Origin of the sequence: Streptomyces sp. NPDC019443, assembly GCF_044389785.1 — a bacterium.
In the GTDB taxonomy this organism is placed as follows: Bacteria; Actinomycetota; Actinomycetes; order Streptomycetales; family Streptomycetaceae; genus Streptomyces.
In genome coordinates, this window is record NZ_JBIRYJ010000004.1 from 398,689 (window position 1) to 418,119 (window position 19,431).

At 70.7% G+C, this 19,431-nt stretch carries 18 protein-coding genes and 1 pseudogene; 9 read left to right on the top strand and 10 right to left on the bottom strand.

The window, feature by feature from the left end:
- Positions 1–4: 4 nt before the first annotated feature.
- The 3 genes from ACH492_RS15970 to ACH492_RS15980 form a co-directional block, all read right to left on the bottom strand.
- Positions 5–2,449, bottom strand: coding sequence for a PQQ-binding-like beta-propeller repeat protein (locus ACH492_RS15970; RefSeq protein ID WP_398986847.1), 2,445 nt, complete (start codon positions 2,447–2,449; stop codon positions 5–7).
- 192 nt (positions 2,450–2,641) lie between these two features.
- Complete coding sequence (locus tag ACH492_RS15975; RefSeq protein ID WP_398986849.1) at positions 2,642–2,956, bottom strand: hypothetical protein; 315 nt, start codon at positions 2,954–2,956, stop codon at positions 2,642–2,644.
- 120 nt (positions 2,957–3,076) lie between these two features.
- Positions 3,077–3,850: a VOC family protein gene (locus ACH492_RS15980; protein ID WP_398986851.1), complete on the bottom strand. Its 774-nt coding sequence runs from the start codon at positions 3,848–3,850 to the stop codon at positions 3,077–3,079.
- A 299-nt stretch (positions 3,851–4,149) separates the two neighbouring features.
- On the opposite strand from ACH492_RS15980, the gene ACH492_RS15985 reads away from it, so the two are divergent.
- Positions 4,150–4,797 carry a TetR family transcriptional regulator gene (locus ACH492_RS15985; RefSeq protein ID WP_398986852.1) on the top strand — a complete coding sequence of 216 codons (648 nt, stop codon included), beginning with the start codon at positions 4,150–4,152 and terminating at the stop codon, positions 4,795–4,797.
- Between the two features lie 130 nt (positions 4,798–4,927).
- Here ACH492_RS15985 and ACH492_RS15990 read toward each other — a convergent pair.
- Positions 4,928–5,017, bottom strand: a pseudogene (locus ACH492_RS15990) (nitroreductase family deazaflavin-dependent oxidoreductase); the annotation flags it as partial.
- Positions 5,017–6,201, bottom strand: a complete 1,185-nt coding sequence (locus ACH492_RS15995) for an acyl-CoA dehydrogenase family protein (RefSeq protein WP_398986854.1) — start codon at positions 6,199–6,201, stop codon at positions 5,017–5,019. The pseudogene ACH492_RS15990 and the gene ACH492_RS15995, both read right to left, overlap by 1 nt.
- Before the next feature lie 142 nt (positions 6,202–6,343).
- Between ACH492_RS15995 and ACH492_RS16000 the strand changes: the two genes are divergently transcribed.
- Together ACH492_RS16000 and ACH492_RS16005 are read left to right on the top strand one after the other, a co-directional pair.
- The gene (locus tag ACH492_RS16000) at positions 6,344–7,513 is read left to right on the top strand and encodes a thiolase C-terminal domain-containing protein (RefSeq protein ID WP_398986856.1); all 1,170 of its coding nucleotides are present in this window, start codon (positions 6,344–6,346) and stop codon (positions 7,511–7,513) included.
- A gap of 152 nt (positions 7,514–7,665) precedes the next feature.
- Positions 7,666–8,925: an FAD-dependent monooxygenase gene (locus ACH492_RS16005; RefSeq protein ID WP_398986858.1), complete on the top strand. Its 1,260-nt coding sequence runs from the start codon at positions 7,666–7,668 to the stop codon at positions 8,923–8,925.
- A 112-nt stretch (positions 8,926–9,037) separates the two neighbouring features.
- Here ACH492_RS16005 and ACH492_RS16010 read toward each other — a convergent pair whose 3' ends face one another.
- A complete protein-coding gene (locus ACH492_RS16010; RefSeq protein WP_398986860.1) occupies positions 9,038–9,610 on the bottom strand; it encodes a TetR/AcrR family transcriptional regulator in 573 nt (190 codons plus the stop codon).
- Between the two features lie 51 nt (positions 9,611–9,661).
- Here ACH492_RS16010 and ACH492_RS16015 point away from each other — a divergent pair, with 51 nt between their 5' ends.
- A complete protein-coding gene (locus ACH492_RS16015; protein WP_398986862.1) occupies positions 9,662–10,330 on the top strand; it encodes a pyridoxal 5'-phosphate synthase in 669 nt (222 codons plus the stop codon).
- Here ACH492_RS16015 and ACH492_RS16020 read toward each other — a convergent pair whose 3' ends face one another.
- The gene (locus tag ACH492_RS16020) at positions 10,331–10,741 is read right to left on the bottom strand and encodes a Zn-ribbon domain-containing OB-fold protein (RefSeq protein WP_398986864.1); all 411 of its coding nucleotides are present in this window, start codon (positions 10,739–10,741) and stop codon (positions 10,331–10,333) included. It abuts the gene before it with no gap.
- Positions 10,741–11,190, bottom strand: a complete 450-nt coding sequence (locus ACH492_RS16025) for a DoxX family protein (RefSeq protein WP_398986866.1) — start codon at positions 11,188–11,190, stop codon at positions 10,741–10,743. Before ACH492_RS16025 ends, ACH492_RS16020 begins: the two co-directional genes overlap by 1 nt.
- A gap of 172 nt (positions 11,191–11,362) precedes the next feature.
- On the opposite strand from ACH492_RS16025, the gene ACH492_RS16030 reads away from it, so the two are divergent.
- From ACH492_RS16030 to ACH492_RS16045, 4 genes are all read left to right on the top strand, one after another.
- Positions 11,363–12,511 carry a flavin-containing monooxygenase gene (locus ACH492_RS16030; protein ID WP_398986868.1) on the top strand — a complete coding sequence of 383 codons (1,149 nt, stop codon included), beginning with the start codon at positions 11,363–11,365 and terminating at the stop codon, positions 12,509–12,511.
- Positions 12,512–12,785: 274 nt separating this feature from the next.
- Positions 12,786–15,005, top strand: coding sequence for an acetate--CoA ligase family protein (locus ACH492_RS16035; protein ID WP_398986870.1), 2,220 nt, complete (start codon positions 12,786–12,788; stop codon positions 15,003–15,005).
- A 37-nt stretch (positions 15,006–15,042) separates the two neighbouring features.
- Entirely contained in the window at positions 15,043–15,867 is an 825-nt protein-coding gene (locus ACH492_RS16040) for an enoyl-CoA hydratase/isomerase family protein (protein ID WP_398986872.1), read from the top strand.
- 62 nt (positions 15,868–15,929) lie between these two features.
- Positions 15,930–16,232: a DUF3103 family protein gene (locus ACH492_RS16045; protein WP_398986875.1), complete on the top strand. Its 303-nt coding sequence runs from the start codon at positions 15,930–15,932 to the stop codon at positions 16,230–16,232.
- A gap of 179 nt (positions 16,233–16,411) precedes the next feature.
- Here ACH492_RS16045 and ACH492_RS16050 read toward each other — a convergent pair whose 3' ends face one another.
- Positions 16,412–17,302 (bottom strand): sigma-70 family RNA polymerase sigma factor, encoded by an 891-nt coding sequence (locus tag ACH492_RS16050; RefSeq protein ID WP_398986877.1) that lies wholly within the window; start codon positions 17,300–17,302, stop codon positions 16,412–16,414.
- A 163-nt stretch (positions 17,303–17,465) separates the two neighbouring features.
- Between ACH492_RS16050 and ACH492_RS16055 the strand changes: the two genes are divergently transcribed.
- Positions 17,466–18,080, top strand: a complete 615-nt coding sequence (locus ACH492_RS16055; RefSeq protein ID WP_398987349.1) for a flavin reductase family protein — start codon at positions 17,466–17,468, stop codon at positions 18,078–18,080.
- Here the strand turns inward: ACH492_RS16055 and ACH492_RS16060 are convergent.
- On the bottom strand, positions 18,070–19,422 hold the full coding sequence (locus ACH492_RS16060; RefSeq protein WP_398986879.1) for an MFS transporter: 1,353 nt from the start codon (positions 19,420–19,422) through the stop codon (positions 18,070–18,072). The two genes, ACH492_RS16055 and ACH492_RS16060, sit on opposite strands and share 11 nt — an antisense overlap.
- Positions 19,423–19,431: the final 9 nt, after the last annotated feature.

Below are 19,431 nucleotides of genomic sequence, written 5' to 3' on the forward strand. Positions count from 1 at the left end.
ACGACTACCGAGCCCCGCCCCGCCCGGTCGCCGTCCCCTTGACCGCGTCCAGCGCGTACACACACCGGTCCTTGCTGCACGCGTACACCACACCGCCCTGCGCCACCGGCGACCCGGTGATCTCGCCGCCGGTCGCGAGCTTCCAGCGCAGTTGGCCGCCGCTCGCGTCCAGCGTGTAGAGCACATGGTCCGCGGAGCCGAAGTGCACCCGGCCGTCCGCGACGACCGGCGCGCCGGTGACCTCGCCGCCTGCGGCGAACCGCCACATCGGGGTGCCCGTCACCGCGTCCAGCGTGTAGAGCGCGCTGCCGCTGCCGACATGGATGTTGCCGTCGGCCACGAGGACCGGCTCGACGGACTGGCGCGACTCGGTGGCGATACGCCAGCGGTCCTTGCCGGTTGTGGCGTCCAGGGCGTACACCGTGCCGAGGTAGTCGGCGAGATAGACGCCGCCGCCCGTCACCGCCGGGCCCGGTGCGAAGACCGGCGGCGAGAGGAACACCGCGGGGGCCTCGAAGTGCCAGCGGACCAGGCCGTTCGAGATGTCGATGGCGAGGACGCGGGTGCCGGCCGCGACGTACACATAGCCGTCGGGCGCGGGATGCACCCTTACGGGCACATTGCCGCAGGACGCCGCGTCACCGACGGGGTAGGACCAGCGCTCGACGCCCGTACGGGCCTCCAGCGCGCGCAGCCTCGCGTCCTGCCACACGTACACCGTGTCGCCGAAGATCGCGGGACCGGCCTCGGGGGTCTCGAAGTCCGTCTGCGCCCCGGTCGTCTCCCACAACTTCTCGCCGTTGGAGGCCTCCCAGGCCTGTACGCCGCCGCCGCGGGTCCCGGTGAGGACGGTGCCGCGGTCGACCTTGAGGGAGTACACCCAGGCGTCGGCCTGGAGCCGCCACCGCTCCTGGCCGCTGGTCGCGTCGAGTGCGTACAGCGAAGGCCCGTCGGAGGCGTGGATACGGCCGCCCGCGACGGCCATCGCCCAGGCCACGTCCCGGGTCTTGAACTGGCGGCGGCCGCTGCCCACGTCCAGCGCGTGCACCTCGAAGGAGGTGACGTAGAGGAGATCCCCGGCGACCACGGGAGTGCCCCAGACGTCGTTCGACATCCGGAAACGCCACGGGCGCCAGTGTCCGGAGGCCGCGTCCGGGGGCGAGGCGGGCGGCGGCACGGGTGCCTGGACGGGGGCCGGTCCGGGTGACGGGAGGGCGCTGGTCGCGGCCTCGGCGCCGTTCAGCCCGCCGGGCGGGCGGATCCAGCCGGTCGCGGGGCCGGTCTCGACGACCCCGCCGCGGCCGGCATCGGCGACGCGCGGGCCGGGGCCGATCGGCACCTTGGCGCCGGGCAGCCGTACGGGTCCCGCGGCGGCGGGAGAGGTCACCGCAACGGGTGACGGCGAGGCCTGTCCCGTACGCGGATCGCTGCCGCCGCGCCAGGCGGAGTCCCAGTCGGCGCCCTGCCGGGGCGGCTGCTGGGGCGGTGCCTGCGGAACGGGCGGGGCGGGCTCGGCGGGGCGCGGCGCGGCGACCGGGGCCGGGACGGCGGGCCTGCCGCCGCGGCGCTGCTCGATCATCGCGGTGGCCCGCGACGGCAGCCATGCGGACGCGGTCCCGCTGTCGTCGCTGCCCGAGGAGAACAGATGCGGGGCGAGCTGCGCCTGCAGATCCTCGGGCGTGGGCCGCAGCCCGGCCTCCATCTGCATACAGGACTCGATCAGCGGCCGGAGCTCGTCCGGCAGCCCCAGAAGGTCCGGGCCCTCGCGCAGCAGCATGAAGACGGTCTCGACCGGGTTCGCGCCGTGGAAGGGGGCGTGGCCGGTCGCCGCGAAGACGAGCGTGGAGCCCAGCGAGAACACGTCGCTCGCGCCGGTCACGCTGCGGGAGTCGCGCGCCTGCTCCGGCGACATGTACGCGGGCGTGCCCACGGCGACATTGGTCATGGTCAGCCGGGTGTTGGAGACGCCGGACGCAATACCGAAGTCGATGACGCGCGGCCCGTCCTCCACGACCAGGACGTTCGACGGCTTGAGGTCGCGGTGGACGAGGCCGGCGCCATGGATGGACTGCAGCGCCTCGGCGACGCCGGCTGCCAGCCAGCGCACCGCCTGGGCCGGCATCGGCCCGCACTCATTCACTATCTCTTCGAGGGAGGGTGCGGGGACGTACGCGGTGGCAAGCCACGGCACGGCCGCCCGCGGATCGGCGTCGACCACGGCCGCCGTGTAGAAACCGCTGACTGCCCGGGCGGCTTCCACCTCACGGGTGAAGCGGACGCGGAAGAGCTGGTCCTCGGCGAGCTCGGTACGCACCGTCTTGATCGCCACCCGGCGGCCGGACGCCGACCGGGCGAGATAGACCAGCCCCATGCCGCCGGCACCGAGCCGGCCCAGTACCTCGAACGGACCGATCCGTCTCGGGTCATGCTGCGTCAGCTGCTCGATCACTTGCCTGCCACCTCCCCGTACGGGCCCCAGAAAATATGGAGCCCGTCAATTCCAGCCCCGTGCAGCGTCCCACCACCGAGACCCTCAGCGGTGCGCACCCTGATTCTTCCTGTCGGAGGCGGCGGTTGCGAACCCGGGGGCGGATCGGGGTGTCTCACCCGGTTTCGGACACGGATCGGGAGGCCTGATGGTTCAGCCGCGCGCCTCCAGGCGTCCGGTGGCGCGCAAGGGCCCACCACAGGAGATCGAGTCGCTGCCGTCCCCGGTGTGCCAGGCCCCGTAAACGGTCTTGACGCGGACCGGCCACTTCGGGTTGCTCACGTCGTCGCAGTCGACGACGAGCCGCCAGGTGTAGGAGGAGCCGCTGTAGCAATTGGCGGACGCGGTGTCACCGCTGCCGGCGAGGTTGCACGGGAGGCGGGCGGCGGAGGCGGGGGTCGCGGTGAGGAGTCCGGCGGCGACGGCGGCGCAGGCCGCGAGTCCCAGGGCGGTACGGGCACGGAGCACGGGAGGTCCTTTCGTGGAGGGGAAGGCCCCCACTATGGATCAGAAACCCGTCCTAGGTCTAGACCATTCCTCCCTTCAACTCCCTTTGATCTCAGGTTCGTTGAGGCCGCCAGGCTCCCCTCAGGCCGCCTTCGGTTCGGCGAGCACGGCGAACGAAGCGCCCTGATTGTCGGCGAGCACGGCGATGCGCCCGTACGGAATATCGAAGGGCAACGCCTGGATGCGTCCGCCGAGACGGGTCGCGGCCGCGGCCGTCTCGTCGCAGTCGTCGACGCAGAAGTAGATGAGGAAGTGGCCGGGCATCTCGGCCGGGAAGGCGTCGGTGATTACGCTGCGGCCGCCGATGGCGGTGTCCTCCCCCGGTTCCGTACCGGCCGGGGACCACATCCGGAAGTCGATGGAGTCGTCGGGCAGATCCGTGCCCTGGAAGCCGAAAACCAGTTCGTAGAAGGCGTCCGCCCGCTCCTTGTCCCGTGTGTACACCTCGGTCCAGCAGAAGGAGCCCGGCTCACCCTGCTTCTCGAAGCCGACCCTGTCGCCCGCCTGCCAGAGCCCGAAGACCGCGCCGCCGGGATCTGTGGCGAGCGCCATCGCCCCGGCCGCGCCGACTTGCACCGGGGCCGTGATCACCTGACCGCCGGCGTCCCTGATCTCCCTGCTCAGCGCGGCGGCGTCGGCGGTGGCGAAGTAGACGCCCCAGACGGTGGGCATCCGGCCGTCGCGCTTGTGCACGAGGGCGGCGACCAGCTTTCCGTCACTGAAGGCGTCGACGTACGACCCTTCGCCCTCGCCGAATGTCCAGCCGAACAGCTCACCGTAGAAGCGCTTGCCCGCCTCGACATCGGGGAGCGCCGCGTCCACCCAGCACGGCGCGCCCTGTGGGAATACGGCCATGGACCTGGTTCCTTCCCTGATGCGGGATGTGGCGGGTGTGGTGCCCGTCACACTCAAGCTAGCGGCGTGGCCCGCGTGACGCAGGGGATCAAATCGAACATTTGGTCAATTATCAGGACATAGAAGTCCGGGCGAGGCCGAGGATTGTTGAGTTGTCCACGGAAGTTGTCCACAGGCTGTTGATAACACTAATGGCGTATAGGGACCGCACCCCTGCCGCGCCCCGCCCGCCAGGGTCGCCGCACCCCATTTGCACTCGGCCGAATCGCGCGCCGATCACCCCTCGGTAAGCTGACGGCATGACAGGACAAGTACGCACCGTCGACGGCCGAGTGGCCGGACGACGCGGACAGGCGACGCGGCAGAAGCTGCTCGACTGCCTCAGCGAGATGCTCAGCTCCTCGCCGTACCGGGACGTCAAAGTCATCGACGTGGCCCGGAAGGCGGGCACTTCACCCGCGACCTTCTACCAGTACTTCCCGGACGTCGAGGGCGCGGTCCTCGAGATCGCGGAGGAAATGGCCAAGGAGGGCGCGGGGTTGACCGAACTGGTCTCCGGCCGCTCCTGGGTCGGCAAGGCCGGCTGGCAGACGTCGGAGGCACTGGTCGAGGGCTTCCTCGATTTCTGGCGGCGCCACGACGCGATTCTGCGAGTGGTGGATCTTGGGGCCGCGGAGGGGGACAAACGGTTCTACAAGATCCGCATGAAGATCCTGAACTCGGTCACCAACTCCCTTACGGACTCGGTGAAGGACTTGCAGTCCAAGGGGAAGGTCGACAAGGACGTCAGCCCGGCGGCGATGGCAGGCTCGCTGGTGGCGATGCTGGCGGCGGTGGCATCGCATCAGAAGGGGTTCACCACCTGGGGTGTGAAACAGGCGGAACTGAAGCCGAATCTGGCGCTGTTGGTGCACTTGGGCATCACGGGCAAGAAGCCGACGAAGTAGGCGGCTGCGGCTCACCTTTTTCAAGTCCTGTCAGGCCGACGGCGGTCCCTTTCCGGGTGACCGCCGTCGGCTTTGGTCATCCTGGTCCGTGGTGAACGTGGGCCAGGGGGCGTTGGTGGTTGCTGTCCGTGCGGTCCATCGCCGGGATGAAGTGGGGCGCGATCTTTGCGAAGGCGCGGGTCGACGAGACCTTCTGGATCAGTCGCACTCCGGGAGGCATCAGACCGCCACCGCCGACCGCGCGGCGAAGAGTCCCGCCCGTTCGGCCGCATGCGCGCGCAGCCGGTGGACCGGGCCGAACAGCAGCTCGTCCGCCGTCGCCCGTTTGAAGTAAAGGTGCGCCTCGTGTTCCCAGGTGAAGCCGATCCCGCCGTGCAGCTGGACGGCCTCCCCGGTGGCCACCCGCAGGGCCTCCAGGCACTGGGCCAGGGCCAGACCGCCCTCCGCCGGGTCCCACGCCGCGTAGTACGCCGCCGAGCGGGCCGCCTGGACCCGTACGTACAGATCCGCCAGCCTGTGCTTCACCGCTTGGAAGGAGCCGATCGCCCGGCCGAACTGCTCGCGGGCGCGGACGTACTCCACCGTCCGGTCCAGCGCGCTCGCCGCCGCGCCGACCGCCTCCGCCGCCAGCAGGGCCGCCGCCCGCGCCCCCGCCCCCGCCAGCGCCCCCGGCACATCCGCGGCGTCGTCCGCGCCCAGCAACTCCGCCGCGCAGTCACGTAGTTCGATACGGGCCTGCGGCCGCGTCTCGTCCAGTGACGTCTGCCGGACCCGGGTAAGACCCGCCGCATCCGCCCGTACCAGGTACAGGAGCGTACGGCTGCGGGCGAAGCCGCCCGTGTGCGCCGCGACCAGCAGCAGTCCCGCGCTGTGTCCGTCGAGGACCTGCCCGGCCTCTCCGTAGAGCAGCCACTCCCCGCCGTCGCCGGGCCGTGCCTGTACGCCGCCGGCCCGGCCGCCGCCGGCCCACTCCCCCGACGCGTTGTCAGCGGTCAGCCCGAGAGCCGACGCCAGAGCGCCGCCCGGCACGGCGAGTGCGCAGGTCAGCGAGCCGATCGCGATACGCGGCAGCAGTTCGTCGCGCTGCCCGGGCGTCCCGAGCGCGGTGATCAGCGGCGCCGCGAGTCCCGCGGTGGCCAGCAGCGGCGAGGGCAGCAGAGCCCGCCCGGTCTCCTCGCAGGCGAGCGCGAGCTCCGCGAGGCCGCACCCCACGCCGCCGTACGACTGGGGCAGCGCGAGACCCGGCAGGCCCAGCTGCTCGGACAGCTGCGCCCACAGCTGCGGGTCGTACCCGGCGGCGGTGCGGACGGCGGCCCTGACCTCTTCCGGGCCGGACCGTTTGGTCAGCAGTTCGCGCAGGGTGCGGCGGATCTCGTCCTGCTCCGCGGTGAAGGCGGTGTCCATGGGATCCCTCCGTAACTGACGGGCCGTCATGCTAGAGGCGGCGGACCCAGATTCACAGAGGCGTGCGTGCGAGATGGGCATCGCTGTCTCCGGCATTGCTTCCAGCCGTACGCCCCAAGCTATCTGATGTACCGTCAGATTCATGGCCACCCCACAGCGCAGAGTCGCCATCGTCGGCATATCCCTCTCGGACTGCGGCCGCGTCGACGGTCCCACGCCCTACGCCCTCCACGCCCAGGCCGCCCGCCGCGCACTCGCGGACAGCGGCCTCGACAGGTCCGTCATCGACGGATTCGGCTCGGCCGGTCTCGGCACGCTCGCCCCGGCCGAGGTCGCCGAGTATCTGGGCCTGAGGCCGCGCTGGGTGGACTCGACCGCCGTCGGCGGCGCCACCTGGGAGGTCATGGCGGCGCATGCGGCAGACGCGATCGCCGCCGGTCACGCCAATGCCGTACTACTCGTCTACGGATCGACCGCCCGCGCCGACATCAAGGCGCGGCGGCGCACCTCCAACCTCTCCTTCGGCGGCCGCGGGCCGCTCCAGTTCGAGGTCCCGTACGGCCACACCCTCGTCGCCAAGTACGCGATGGCCGCCCGCCGCCATATGCACGAGTACGGCACGACGCTGGAGCAGCTCGCCTCGGTGGCGGTCCAGGCGCGGGCGAACGCCGCCGCCAACCCGGACGCGATGTTCCGTGATCCGATCACCGTCGACGAGGTGCTGGACGGGCCGGTGATCGCGGACCCGTTCACCAAGCTGCACTGCTGTATCCGCAGCGACGGCGGCTGCGCGGTGCTGATCGCCGCGGAGGAGTACGTACGCGACTGCGCGAAGGACCCGGTGTGGATTCTGGGCACCGGCGAGTACGTCTCCCACACCACGATGTCCGAGTGGGAGGACTTCACCGTCTCCCCGGCGGCGGTGAGCGGCCGGCTCGCCTTCGAGCGCGCGGGCGTCACCCCCGCCGACATCGACATCGCCGAGATCTATGACGCCTTCACCTATATGACGCTGGTGACGCTGGAGGACCTGGGCTTCTGCGCCAAGGGCGAGGGCGGGCCCTTCGTCGAGAAGGGGCGACTGAGGCTCGACGGCGAGCTGCCGGTGAACACCGACGGCGGCGGCCTTTCCGCCTGTCATCCCGGGATGCGCGGGCTGTTTCTGCTGGTCGAGGCGGTACGGCAGCTGCGCGGCGAGGCGGACGGCCACCAGGTGCGCAGGGCGGACGGCGGGCCGCCGCGGCTGGCGGTGGCATCCGGTACGGGCGGCTGGTTCTGCTCGTCCGGGACGGTGGTGCTGGGCCGGGACTGAGAAGCCGGGAAGGAATCTCCACGGGAAGGAATCTCCACCGGAAAGGAATCTATACGACCGTCATAGACAAGCGTATGGGACATCCGTATAGTTCGGGTCATCGGCTGGCGCGCAGGCGCAGGCGCCGCACATCACTCGACCCGGGAGTCCCGATGACGAAGCACGCCGGCACCAGCCACAAGCTCGCCAACAAGACCGTTCTGATCTCCGGTGCCTCGATCGCGGGCCCTGCCCTCGCTCTCTGGCTGCACCGCTACGGCTTCACCCCGACCGTCGTCGAGCGCGCCCCTCAGCTGCGGCCCGGCGGCTACAAGGTCGACCTGCGCGGCGTCTCCATCGACGTCTGCGAGCGGATGGGGATCCTGGACGACGTGCGCCGCGCCTCCACGGACATGCAGGGCGGTTCATACGTCGACGACGCCGGCGGCACCATCGCCGAGATGCCCGCCGACTTCTTCGGCGGACGGGTGGACGGCGACGACGAGATCATGCGCGGCGAGCTGGCCCGCATCATGTACGAGCACACGCGCGACGACGTCGAGTACATCTTCGGCGACTCGATCGCGGCCCTGAACGAGGATGCGGACGGCGTCACCGTCACCTTCGAGAACGGTGAGCCACGCCGCTTCGACCTGGTCGTGGGCGCGGACGGGCTGCACTCCAACACGCGTCGGCTGGTGTTCGGCGACGAGAGGCAGTTCAAGCGGCACCTGGGCGCGTACATCTCCATCTTCACCGCGCCCAACCACCTGCGCCTGGACCGCTGGGAGACGTACCACGCGCTGCCCAACAAGCTGGTGTGCGCCTACAGTTCGGGCGGCGAGAGCACCGCCAAGAACCTGTTCATCTTCGGCTCGCCCGAGCTGTCGTACGACTACCGGGACATGGACCGGCAGAAGAAGATCCTCGCCGACGCCTTCGCGGGCGACGGCTGGGAGATCCCGACGATGCTGGAGAACGCCGCGGCCGCCAGCGACTTCTACTTCGACTCCATCACCCTGATCGAGATGGACCGCTGGTCTAAGGGGCGGGTCGTGCTGCTGGGCGACGCGGCCCACTGTGCATCCCCGGCCTCCGGCCAGGGCACCGGCCTCGCGCTGATCGGCGCGTACATCCTGGCGGGCGAGCTTGCGGCGGCGAACGGCGATCACACGGTGGCGTACGAGCGATACGAGAGCGGGATGCGGCCGGGCGTGGAGCTCAACCAGAAGTTCGCCGAGCGCTTCGCGAAGGAGATGACGGTCCCCTCAAAGGGAAAGATCCGTCTGCGGATGGCGATGTTGCGGATGCTGCCGTACATGCCCTGGAAGAACCTGATCGCAAGGAAGATCACCGAGAGTGTGCAGGAGGCGGCGCATGCCATCGGGATCAAGGACTACGCGAGCCGCGAGGCACTGGCCGCGACGCGGTGAGGCCCGGCGCGGTGAGGCCCCCCGGGGCAGTGAGGCACGACGCGGTGAGGCCCGGGGCAGTGAGGCACGGCTCGGTGACGGCGCAGGGAGGCACGGCTCGGCACGGACGGGGCTACTCCGGGAGCAGCCGCTCGACCAGCGCCGCGATGAGGTCGCCGGCCTCCTCCCTGGGGAAGACGTCGGGAAGCGTGAGGCGCTCCACCACGAGCCAATTGGCGGCGAGGTAAATCATCCTGACCGCGTCGGCGTCGCCGGGCAGACCGGCGGCCAGGTGACTGGTGACATTGTTCTCGACGTCTGCCCTGACGCGCTCGGTGAGCACCGCACGCAGGGCGGGGCGGCGGGTGGCCTCCAGACGCAGTTCCAGAAGCGCGAGATAGCCGGTGCGGAACGCGGTGACGCGCTCCACCACTTCGCGCACCAGCTCGGCGGTCCGCGCGCGAGTGGCCGGCCCTTGAAGCATGGCCTCCATGGTCGGCTCGTCCGGTTGCATCCGCTCGTAGATCCGGCCGCCGGCCTGGGTGAGCAGATCGTCGCGGCTGGCGAAGTAGTTGGACGCGGTGCCCTTGGGCACCACCGCCTCGGCGTCGACGGCCCGGAATGTCAGGCCGCGCGCACCCTCGCGGGCGAGCACCTTGATGGCCGCGTCGATCAGCGCGGCGCGCCGGGCCAGGTTCTGCCTCATGTGTGTTCCTCTCACTGCCCCCTGACACCACTGCGAGTGTAGTAATAACGCATGGACAACGATCAGCAGGAAACGTTCCGCAGACTCCTGCGCGCACAGCGGGTCTGGGACACCACGCTCCCCGGCTTCGACCCTGCCGCGGCGCCCGGCGCGCCACTGCCCCTGTTCCACCGGTGGTTCGCGGAGGCCGTGGCGGCCGGTCAGCGAGAGCCGCACACCATGACCCTGGCCACCGTGGACGAGCAGGGGCGTCCTGACGTACGAACGCTGATGCTGCACGACGCGGACGAGCGGGGCTGGCACTTCGCCTCGCACGCCACCAGCGCGAAGGGCCGCCAGCTGGCCGCCCACCCCGATGCCGCGCTGGGCTTCTACTGGGCCGCGCAGGGCCGCCAGATCCGGATCCGGGGCAAGGTGAGCGCGGGAGGCTCCACCGAGAGCCAGGCCGATCTGCACGCGCGCTCGACGGGCGCGCTGGCCGCGGCGCTCACCGGCCGCCAGAGTGAAATCCTGGGCTCCCAGAGTGAGTTGGCTGACGCCTCGCACGCGGCGTGGGAGCGGGCGCAGGCCGAGCCCGACGCGCCCGTGCCGACCTGGACGCGCTACGTGCTCGATCCGTACGAGGTGGAGTTCTTCCAGGGCGACGAGCAGCGGCGGCACGTGCGGCTGCGCTACCGCCGCGAGGACGGCGGCTGGATGACGGAGCTGCTCTGGCCGTGATCACGCCGGCCGGAAGACGGGGACTGCTTGCTCGCCGTCCTCCTGGCGGAAGGTGACCTCCAGCGCCATGCCGATGCTCGGCCCGCCCTCCGGGCACTGGACGATCTCGGTCATCATGCGCGGGCCCTCGACGAGATCGACGACCCCGGCGGTGTACGGAACGCGGGCGCCGAAGGGCGGCAGGTCGTTGCGGTGCACGACGGACCAGGTGTAGAGCGTCGCGCGGCCGCTCGCCCGCTCCCAGTCGACGTCCTCGCTCCAGCAGTACGGGCAGAACTCGCGCGGATAGTGGTGAGCTCGCGCGCACGCGCGGCAACGGCGGATCAGCAGCCGCCCGTCGGTGGCGGCGTCCCAGAAGGGGCGGGTGAAGTCGTCGATCTCGGGCAGATCGAACCGCGGCGCCGTCGCCATCAGAAGAGTCCGATCGCACTGTCGAGGGACCAGGTCTGCCAGGACATGGCGAAGAGCGCGACGAAGGATATGAGCGCCATCATGGCGTTCTGCCCCTGTTCCGCCCAGTCGTGGATCATCAGGACGAGATAGAGCAGATTGAGGAGCAGGCCGCCGACGAGGGCGATCGGGGTCAGGAAGCCGACGACCAGACCGAGCCCGAGGGCGAGTTCGGCGTAGACGACGATGTACGCCATCGCCTTGGGGCGGGGCTGGACCACCGTCTCGAAGCCGGTCTTCACCAAGGGCCACTTGTGCTTGCCCGCGACGTCGGCGGCCCAGGCGATGCCGGTGCCGCGCTCGAACCAGCCCTTCTTGTCCTTGTGGCGCCAGCTCTCCAGCCACCAGAGGCCGAGACCGATACGAAGGACGGCGAGCCATTCGGCACCGGTGAGCCAGACGGTCTCCATCCGGACCCCCTTTCCACATTTCTGACGGTACGTCAGTTCAGCGGATGGGGCGGCTCGCGGGCAAGGGATGCGGAGGCTTGTGAACAAGTGGTGTGCGCGCGTGACCGATTCGCAACCGATTCCCGTCTTGACTGAGACCCATCGAGTAATCGTGCGGTTACGCTCACGATTCATGCCCGACGAAAAGGACATCGACCTCACGAACGACCGGCCCGTCTACGTCATCGGCGGCGGCCCGGGCGGTCTCGCGGTTGCCGCCGCGCTGCGGGAGCAGGGCGTACGGGCCGTGGTGCTGGAGAAGTCCGAATCCGTGGGCGCGTCCTGGCGCCGCCACTACGACCGGCTGCATCTGCACACCACCCGGCGGCTGTCCGGCCTGCCCGGCCTCGCGATGCCCCGGTCCTTCGGACGCTGGGTCTCCCGCGACAACGTGATCCGCTACCTGGAGAAGTACGCGGAGTTCCACGAGCTGGAGATCGTGACGGGGGTCGAGGTCTCCCGGATCGAGCCGTCGGGCCCCGACTGGCTGCTGCACGCGACGGGCGGCCGTGAGCTGACGGGGCGGGCGGTCGTGGTGGCCACCGGCTACAACCACACCCCGCGCCTGCCCGACTGGCCGGGCCGCGATTCGTACACCGGAGAACTGCTGCACGCGGGCGAGTACCGCAACGCCACCCGGTACGCGGGCAAGGACGTACTGGTCGTCGGCGTCGGCAACACCGGCGCCGAGATAGCCGTCGACCTGGTGGAGGGCGGCGCCGCCCGGGTCCGCCTCGCCGTGCGGACGACCCCGCACATAGTCCGCCGCTCGACGGCGGGCTGGCCGGCCCAGCGCACCGGCATCCTGGTCCGCCGCCTCCCGGTCCGCCTCGTGGACCGGGCGGGCGGGATCATGGGCAAGATCTCCGTCCCCGACCTCGCCGAACAGGGCCTGCCCCGCCCGGACACGGGCTTGTACTCCCGGGTGCGCGAGGGCGCGATCCCGGTCCAGGACGTCGGTCTGATCGCCGCGGTCCGCTCCGGCAGGGTCGAACCGGTCGCGGCTCTGGACTCCTTCGAGGACAGCAAGGCGGTCCTGGCGGACGGCACCCGCATCACACCGGACACGGTGATCGCGGCGACGGGCTACGAGCGGGCACTGGAGAACCTGGTGGGCCACCTCGGCGTACTGGACGAGCGGGGTCGCCCGGTGGCGCACGGCGGCCACGCCGCCGCGCAGGCGCCGGGGCTGTACTTCACCGGGTTCACCAACCCGATCAGCGGGATGTTCCGCGAGATGGCGATCGACGCACACAAGATCGCGAAGGCGCTGGTGCGCTAGCGGGCCGCCCGACCACCCCGCCGGAGAACAGGGTCGCGCCCCCACTCCCGCCCGGCGTGGGGGGTGCGGGCTCACACACATGGGTACGTGTGGGACAGCGGCCGTCCACGGGCGGGCGGCGCACCCGCGAGAACCGAGCGTGGCCTTCCACGGAACCCGCAGATCGGTGTCCGCCGCCAGCATTTGCCCGCAGGACTGTTCCTGACAGGCCGTCAGGTCTGTAATCTGACTATGCGTCAGTTAACTGTCCAACGAGCAGGAGCGGGGCTCGGCGATGCTTGGATCGACTCACGGCACCCTCACCACCGACCTCCGCGCCCGCGTTGTGGCCTGCGGCGAATCACCGCACACCGTTGTGCACGGCACCGCCACCGACGGTGATCTGGATGTCAGCGGGCGACCGCTGTACGCGCCCGTGCCCGATCTGGACCGGTTCTTCCGGCCCTCGTCCGTCGCCGTCGTCGGGGCGTCCGACGGCGACGGACGGCCCAATACCGGGATCACCCGGCAGCTCGTCGACTGGGCCGAGCGCGTGCGGGCGCGGCTGTATCCCGTGCATCCGACCCGGGAGAGCGTCTTCGGGCTGCGCTGCGCGCCGTCCGTCGGTGAGCTGCCCGAACAGATCGACCTCGCCGTGCTGCTGGTCGGCGACCCGCTGCCGGTGATCGAGGAACTCGCCGAGGCCAAGGTGAAGTTCGCCGTGGCCTTCGCCTCCGGGTACGCCGAGACCGGCGAGCAGGGCGCGGCCGCCCAGACGCGACTGGGCGCCGCGGTGGAGCGCTCGGGACTGCGGCTTCTTGGCCCCAACACCAATCTGAACGCCTTCGAGAAGTTCCGGGACGACCTGGACGGGCCGGCGATCGCGCTGATCACCCAGTCCGGACACCAGGGACGGCCCGTCTTCACCATGCAGGAACTCGGCGTACGGCTCTCCCACTGGGCGCCCACGGGGAACGAGGCCGACCTGGAGACCGCCGACTTCATCTCGTACTTCGCCGAGCGGCCCGAGGTCGGGGCCATCGCCTGTTACGTCGAGGGACTCAAGGACGGACGCTCCTTCCTGCTCGCCGCCGACCGGGCCGCGCGGCGCGGGGTACCGGTGGTCGCGGTCAAGGTCGGGCGGACCGAGACCGGGGCGCGGACGGCCGCCTCGCACACCGGCAAACTGACCGGCGCGGACCATGTGGTGGACGCGGCGATGCGGCAGTTCGGCGTGATCCGGGTGGACGGGCTCGACGAACTCCAGGACACCTCAGCGCTGTTGGCACGGGCGCGCAGGCCCGTGGCCGACGGCGTCGTCGTCTATTCGATCTCGGGCGGCACGGGCGCGCATTTCTCGGACCTGGCGACCGCGGCGGGGCTGCGGCTGCCGCGGCTCTCCGAGGCCAAGCAGGCCGAGCTGCACGCGTGGATACCGCCGTATCTGAGCGTCGCGAACCCCGTCGACAACGGCGGGCATCCCGTGGGCGACTGGCGCGGGCGCAAGATCATCGACGCGATCCTGGCCGACCCGGGTGTCGGGGTGCTGATCTGCCCGATCACCGGCCCCTTCCCGCCGATGAGCGACAAGCTGGCGCAGGACCTGGTGGACGCGGCGGAGGCCACGGACAAGCTGGTGTGCGTGGTGTGGGGATCGCCGGTGGGCACAGAGGCGGCGTACCGCGAGACGCTGCTCGGGTCCTCGCGGGTCGCCACCTTCCGCACCTTTGCCAACTGCATCACCGCCGTCCGCGCCTACCTGGACCACCACCGCTTCAGGGCCGGCTACCGCTCCCCCTTCGACGAGGCGCCGCGCACCCCGTCCCCCTCCTTCCGCAAGGCGCAGGCACTGATGCGCCCGGGCAAGCAGCTGAGCGAGCACGCGGCGAAGCAGCTCCTTCGGGCGTACGGCATCCGAGTGCCGCGCGAGCAGCTGGTGACCAGCGCGGCGGCGGCGGTCCGGGCCGCGGGACTGGTCGGCTACCCGGTCGTCATGAAGGCCTCCGGGACGCAGCTCGCCCACAAGACCGAACTGGGCCTGGTCAAGGTCGGACTGACCTCGGCCAGCCAGGTCCGCGACGCCTATCGCGAACTGACCGACATCGCCCGCTACGAGGGCGTCGACCTCGACGGCATCCTGGTCTGCCAGATGGTCGAGCGGGGCGTCGAGATGGTCGTCGGAGTCACCCAGGACGCGCTGTTCGGTCCGACGGTGACGGTCGGCCTCGGCGGGGTGCTGGTGGAGGTGCTGCACGACGCGGCCGTATGCGTACCGCCCTTCGGCGAGGACCAGGCGCGCGCGATGCTCGGCGAACTGCGCGGCCGCGCGCTGCTGGACGGTGTCAGGGGCGGCCCGCCGGTGGATGTGGACGCGCTGGTGGAGGTGGTGCTGCGGGTCGAGCGGATGGCGCTGGAGCTGGGCGACGAGCTGTCGGAGCTGGACATCAACCCGCTGATGGTGCTGCCGCGGGGGCAGGGCGCGGTGGCGCTGGACGCGTTGGCTGTGTGCCGGTAAGTCAACCGCCCGCCTCACGGATCGGAGCCGTACCCCCATGACTTCCTCCCCCGAAGAACCCGTTGATCACGTTGAGTCATTGGTACAGCACGCCACTGACAACGGCGTCTCGTGGATCACGCTCAACCGCCCCGAGGCCATGAACGCGGTCACCTGGGACCAGCGGGAGAGGATCATCGCGCTGCTCGCCGCCGCCTCCGCCGACTCAGCGATCCGCGCCGTCGTCATCACCGCCACCGGCAAGGGCTTCTGCGCCGGCGCGGACCTGCGCGGGACACCGCCGGCCGGCCGGGAGCGGATCGCCGGGGACGTGGCGCGGACGATCCGGCTCGGCGCGCAGCGCCTCGTAGGGGCCGTGCTGGACTGCGAGAAGCCCGTGATCGCGGCCGTGAACGGCACCGCCGCAGGCATCGGCGCGCATCTCGCCTTCGCCTGTGATCTCGTACTGGCCGCGGAAGAGGCCAAGTTCATCGAGGTGTTCGTACGGCGCGGGCTCGTCCCGGACGGGGGCGGGGCGTATCTGCTGCCGCGGCTGGTCGGGCCGCAAAGGGCCAAGGAGCTCATGTTCTTCGGCGACTCGCTGCCCGCAGCGGAGGCCGAGAGGATCGGGCTGGTCAACCGCGTCGTGGCGGCGCACGAGTTGGAGAAGACCGCGCGCGAGTGGGCGGAGCGGCTGGCGGCCGGGCCGACGAGGGCGATCGCGCTCACCAAGCAGCTGGTGAACGCCTCGCTCGACGCCGACCGGGCCGCAGCCTTCGCCGCGGAGGCTGCCGCGCAGGAGGTCAATATGACGACGCGGGACGCGAACGAGGGCGTGGCGAGCTTCGTGGAGCGCCGCACGCCTCAGTACCGCGGGCTCTAGCCACAGCGAGTTCCCCGAACGTCACTCACAACGCGCCGCAGCCGGGCCGGAGTTGGATCCTGGTGAACTGGTCCAACTACAAGTACAACCTCGCCGACGCCGTGATGATGGAGCAGGACGGCAGCACCAACTACCGCGACCTCGCCAAGGCCATCGCCGGCATCCTGCTCACCATCGCCGACCAGGGCGCCTACGTCCCGTTGGTCAACGCGGTCCTGGACGCCATTCCCGACGACTGGTGGACCGACGACCCGGACTACGTCGACTCCTGGTACACCCTGGCCAAGAACGACACCGGCCGCCGCGACGGCGCCCGCGCGAACGGCTGGGTGACGGTCGAGCCGTACTACGTCCAGGGGTTCTGACACCTCGTCCGACCCACCACTCGCAGCCCTTCTTCTGAAGCGCTCACGGAGCCGTTGAAGCACACACTGAGCCGCTTGAGGCGCCAGCTGAGCCGCTGAGGCGCTTGCTGCGACGGCCCCTGCGGCCGGGCTGAATGCCTGGCCACAGGGGCCCCGGTGGCTCCGGCTCACCAGACCCCTCAGCTCCAGTCGTCGACTACCGCCAGGTCGAGCTCGCCGATGAGCTCGGGGTCGGCGAGGATGTCGATCCCGACGATCTTCCCGTCCCTGATCGTGAAGTCGAAGACGATCCGCGGCTCTCCGCCCGGAGCCCACAGAGCACCCGCCGCCCCGTCCACCAGCGCCGGCCGTGCCATCCGGGCCCGCCCCGAGAAGGTGTCGGCCACCGCCTGCGCACCACGGACCTGCTCCGCCGCGCCCGCGGAAACGGCGGCGCGGTCGGCCCGGAGCACGACGTCCGGATCGAGCACGGCGAGCAGCGCGTCGAAGTCACCGCCGCGCGAGGCGGCGAGGAAGGCGTCGACGACCTCGCGCTTGCGACCGACGTCGACCTCGGGAACCGGGGTCGACCCCTGCACCCGGCGGCGTGCGCGGCTGGCGAGCTGCCGTGCCGCGGCCGGAGAGCGCTCCACGATGTTGGCGATCTCGTCGAAGGGCACGGCGAACATGTCATGCAGTACGAAGGCGAGCCGCTCCGCCGGTGCCAGCGTGTCGAGTACGACGAGCAGCGCGAGCCCTACCGAGTCGGCCAGCACCGCCTCCTGCTCGGGGTCGATCCCCTCGGCCCCTTCCGCACGGCTCACGACCGGCTCGGGCGCATGCGTGTCCAGCGGGTCCTCACGCCGTGAGGTGCGCGAACGCAGCATGTTCAGCGACACCCGGCCGACCACTGTCGTCAGCCAGCCGCCCAGGTTCTCGACCCCGCCGGTGTCGGATCGGCTGATGCGCAGCCAGGCTTCCTGAAGGGCGTCGTCCGCCTCACTCGCCGAGCCGAGCATGCGGTAGGCCACGGCCCGCAGATGGCTCCGGTGCGCCTCGAACCGCTCAGCCAGCCGCTCGTGCTCGTCCATCGGTCACATACCTCCGTCACGTCGTGTCACAGCAATGACCGACGAAACCCATCCGATGTGACAGGGGGACGCAATGCAAGCACCGATGCGTACGGGCTGCACGGGCACTCTTCCAATCTGACACACCGTCAGGTTCAATGGAGATGTGATGGGACACGCAGGGATGGCGGCCACCGCCGTCCGATACCTCAGGTCCGTGGGGGCTCCCACGGCCACGGACCCGGCCAACGACCCGGTCGGCGAGCCGTTCGACGTACTCCCGCGCCCCGATCTGCGGGCCGTCGGCGATGACGAGCGGCTGCCCGTCGAACCGGCCGAATTCCGGCGCGTGCTGGGGCACTTCGCGACCGGCGTCACCGTCGTCACGGCGCACGACGAGGACGGTCCCGCCGGGTTCGCCTGTCAGTCCTTCGCGTCCCTGTCGCTCGATCCGCCGCTGATCGCCTTCATGATCGCCCGTACGTCGACGACCTGGCCGCGCATCGCCCGCGCCGGGGCCTTCTGCGTCAACGTCCTTGGCGCGCACCAGGACGAGCTGTGCCGGGGGTTCGCCGTCAGCGGCGCGGACAAGTTCGCCGGGGTCGTCCACACCGCATCACCCGCGACCGGGGCGCCGCTCCTCGACTCCGTACCGGCCTGGATCGACTGCACTATCCAGGCCGTGCACACCGGGGGCGACCATCTGATCGTCGTCGGCCGCGTGGCGGCGCTCGGTGCGCAGGACGAGGCAGCACCGCTGCTCTTCCACCGGGGGAAGTTCGGGCGATTCAGCCCCTGACCGGATCTTCTGACCCCTTCTGCAACGACACCGGCGGCAGCGCGGCCAGTGGCCTGCGCCGGATCACCAGCGCCATCAGCGCCGCCGCCGCGCACAGCGCGCCCGAGGCGTACCAGACCACGTCGTACGAGCCGAAGACGTCCCGCGCCGCACCGCCCGCGAAGGCGATGACCGCCGCGCCCACCTGGTGCGATGCCAGCACCCAGCCGAAGACGATCGCACTGTCCTCGCCGTAGTACTCGCGGCACAGGGCGATCGTCGGCGGCACGGTCGCCACCCAGTCCAGGCCGTAGAAGACGATGAAGAAGATCATCGGCGGGTGGACGGACGGGGCGAGCAGCATCGGCAGGAAGAGCAGTGAGATCCCGCGCAGCGCGTAATACACCGCCAGCAGCCGCCGCGCCTCGAAGCGGTCCGTGAACCACCCCGACGCGATCGTGCCGACGACATCGAAGACACCTATCACCGCGAGCAGCGACGCGGCCGCCGTGATCGGCATGCCGTGGTCGTGGGCGGCGGGTACGAAGTAGGTTTTGACCAGGCCGTTCGTCGACGCTCCGCATATCGCGAAGGTGCCCGCCAGCAGCCAGAACGGCCCGGTGCGGGCCGCCTTGAACAGCACCGTGACCGCGCGGCGGGCCGCGCCCGGCACCGGGTCCGGCTTCGGGGTGAAGCCCTCCGCGCCGTACGCGGCGATCCCCACGTCCGCCGGGTGGTCCCGCAGCAGCAGCCAGACGAAGGGGACGACGGCCAGCGCCGAGAGAGCGACCGTGATCGAGGCCGGGCGCCAGCCGTGGTTCTCGACCAGCCAGGAGAGGAATGGGAGAAAGATGAGCTGGCCGGAGGCGCCGGCCGCGGTGAGGATGCCGGTGACCAGGCCGCGCCGCTGCACGAACCAGCGGTTGGTGACCGTCGCGGCGAACGCCAGCGCCATCGAGCCGCTGCCCAGGCCGACGAGGACGCCCCAGTAGAGGACGAGCTGCCAGGACGTCGTCATGAAGACGGTGAGCCCGGAGCCGAGCGCGATGACCGTGAGGGCTACGGCGACCACCCAGCGGATACCGAAGCGGTCCATCAGCGCCGCGGCGAACGGTGCGGTGAGCCCGTACAGCGCGAGATTGACCGAGACCGCGAAGCCGATCGTGCCGCGCGACCAGTCGAACTTCTCGTGCAGCGGCTCGATCAGCAGACCGGGCAGCGAGGCGAAGGCGGCGGCGCCGATGATCGTCACAAAGGTGACGACAGCGACGAACCACGCACGGTGGACACGGATACGCGGAGGGCGGCGAAGACGCGGTATGCCGTGCTGCGGCTCGGTTGTCTGGGTCACGTCACCCAGCATCCGGGGAGC

Excerpts from the sequence above, each read along its gene's own strand:
- ACH492_RS15980 (WP_398986851.1), bottom strand. The coding sequence starts at position 3,850 with ATGGCCGTATTCCCACAGGGCGCGCCGTGCTGGGTGGACGCGGCGCTC.
- ACH492_RS15985 (WP_398986852.1), top strand. The coding sequence starts at position 4,150 with ATGACAGGACAAGTACGCACCGTCGACGGCCGAGTGGCCGGACGACGC.
- ACH492_RS15995 (WP_398986854.1), bottom strand. The coding sequence starts at position 6,201 with ATGGACACCGCCTTCACCGCGGAGCAGGACGAGATCCGCCGCACCCTG.
- ACH492_RS16000 (WP_398986856.1), top strand. The coding sequence starts at position 6,344 with ATGGCCACCCCACAGCGCAGAGTCGCCATCGTCGGCATATCCCTCTCG.
- ACH492_RS16005 (WP_398986858.1), top strand. The coding sequence starts at position 7,666 with ATGACGAAGCACGCCGGCACCAGCCACAAGCTCGCCAACAAGACCGTT.
- ACH492_RS16010 (WP_398986860.1), bottom strand. The coding sequence starts at position 9,610 with ATGAGGCAGAACCTGGCCCGGCGCGCCGCGCTGATCGACGCGGCCATC.
- ACH492_RS16015 (WP_398986862.1), top strand. The coding sequence starts at position 9,662 with ATGGACAACGATCAGCAGGAAACGTTCCGCAGACTCCTGCGCGCACAG.
- ACH492_RS16020 (WP_398986864.1), bottom strand. The coding sequence starts at position 10,741 with ATGGCGACGGCGCCGCGGTTCGATCTGCCCGAGATCGACGACTTCACC.
- ACH492_RS16025 (WP_398986866.1), bottom strand. The coding sequence starts at position 11,190 with ATGGAGACCGTCTGGCTCACCGGTGCCGAATGGCTCGCCGTCCTTCGT.
- ACH492_RS16030 (WP_398986868.1), top strand. The coding sequence starts at position 11,363 with ATGCCCGACGAAAAGGACATCGACCTCACGAACGACCGGCCCGTCTAC.
- ACH492_RS16035 (WP_398986870.1), top strand. The coding sequence starts at position 12,786 with ATGCTTGGATCGACTCACGGCACCCTCACCACCGACCTCCGCGCCCGC.
- ACH492_RS16040 (WP_398986872.1), top strand. The coding sequence starts at position 15,043 with ATGACTTCCTCCCCCGAAGAACCCGTTGATCACGTTGAGTCATTGGTA.
- ACH492_RS16050 (WP_398986877.1), bottom strand. The coding sequence starts at position 17,302 with ATGGACGAGCACGAGCGGCTGGCTGAGCGGTTCGAGGCGCACCGGAGC.
- ACH492_RS16055 (WP_398987349.1), top strand. The coding sequence starts at position 17,466 with ATGGCGGCCACCGCCGTCCGATACCTCAGGTCCGTGGGGGCTCCCACG.
- ACH492_RS16060 (WP_398986879.1), bottom strand. The coding sequence starts at position 19,422 with ATGCTGGGTGACGTGACCCAGACAACCGAGCCGCAGCACGGCATACCG.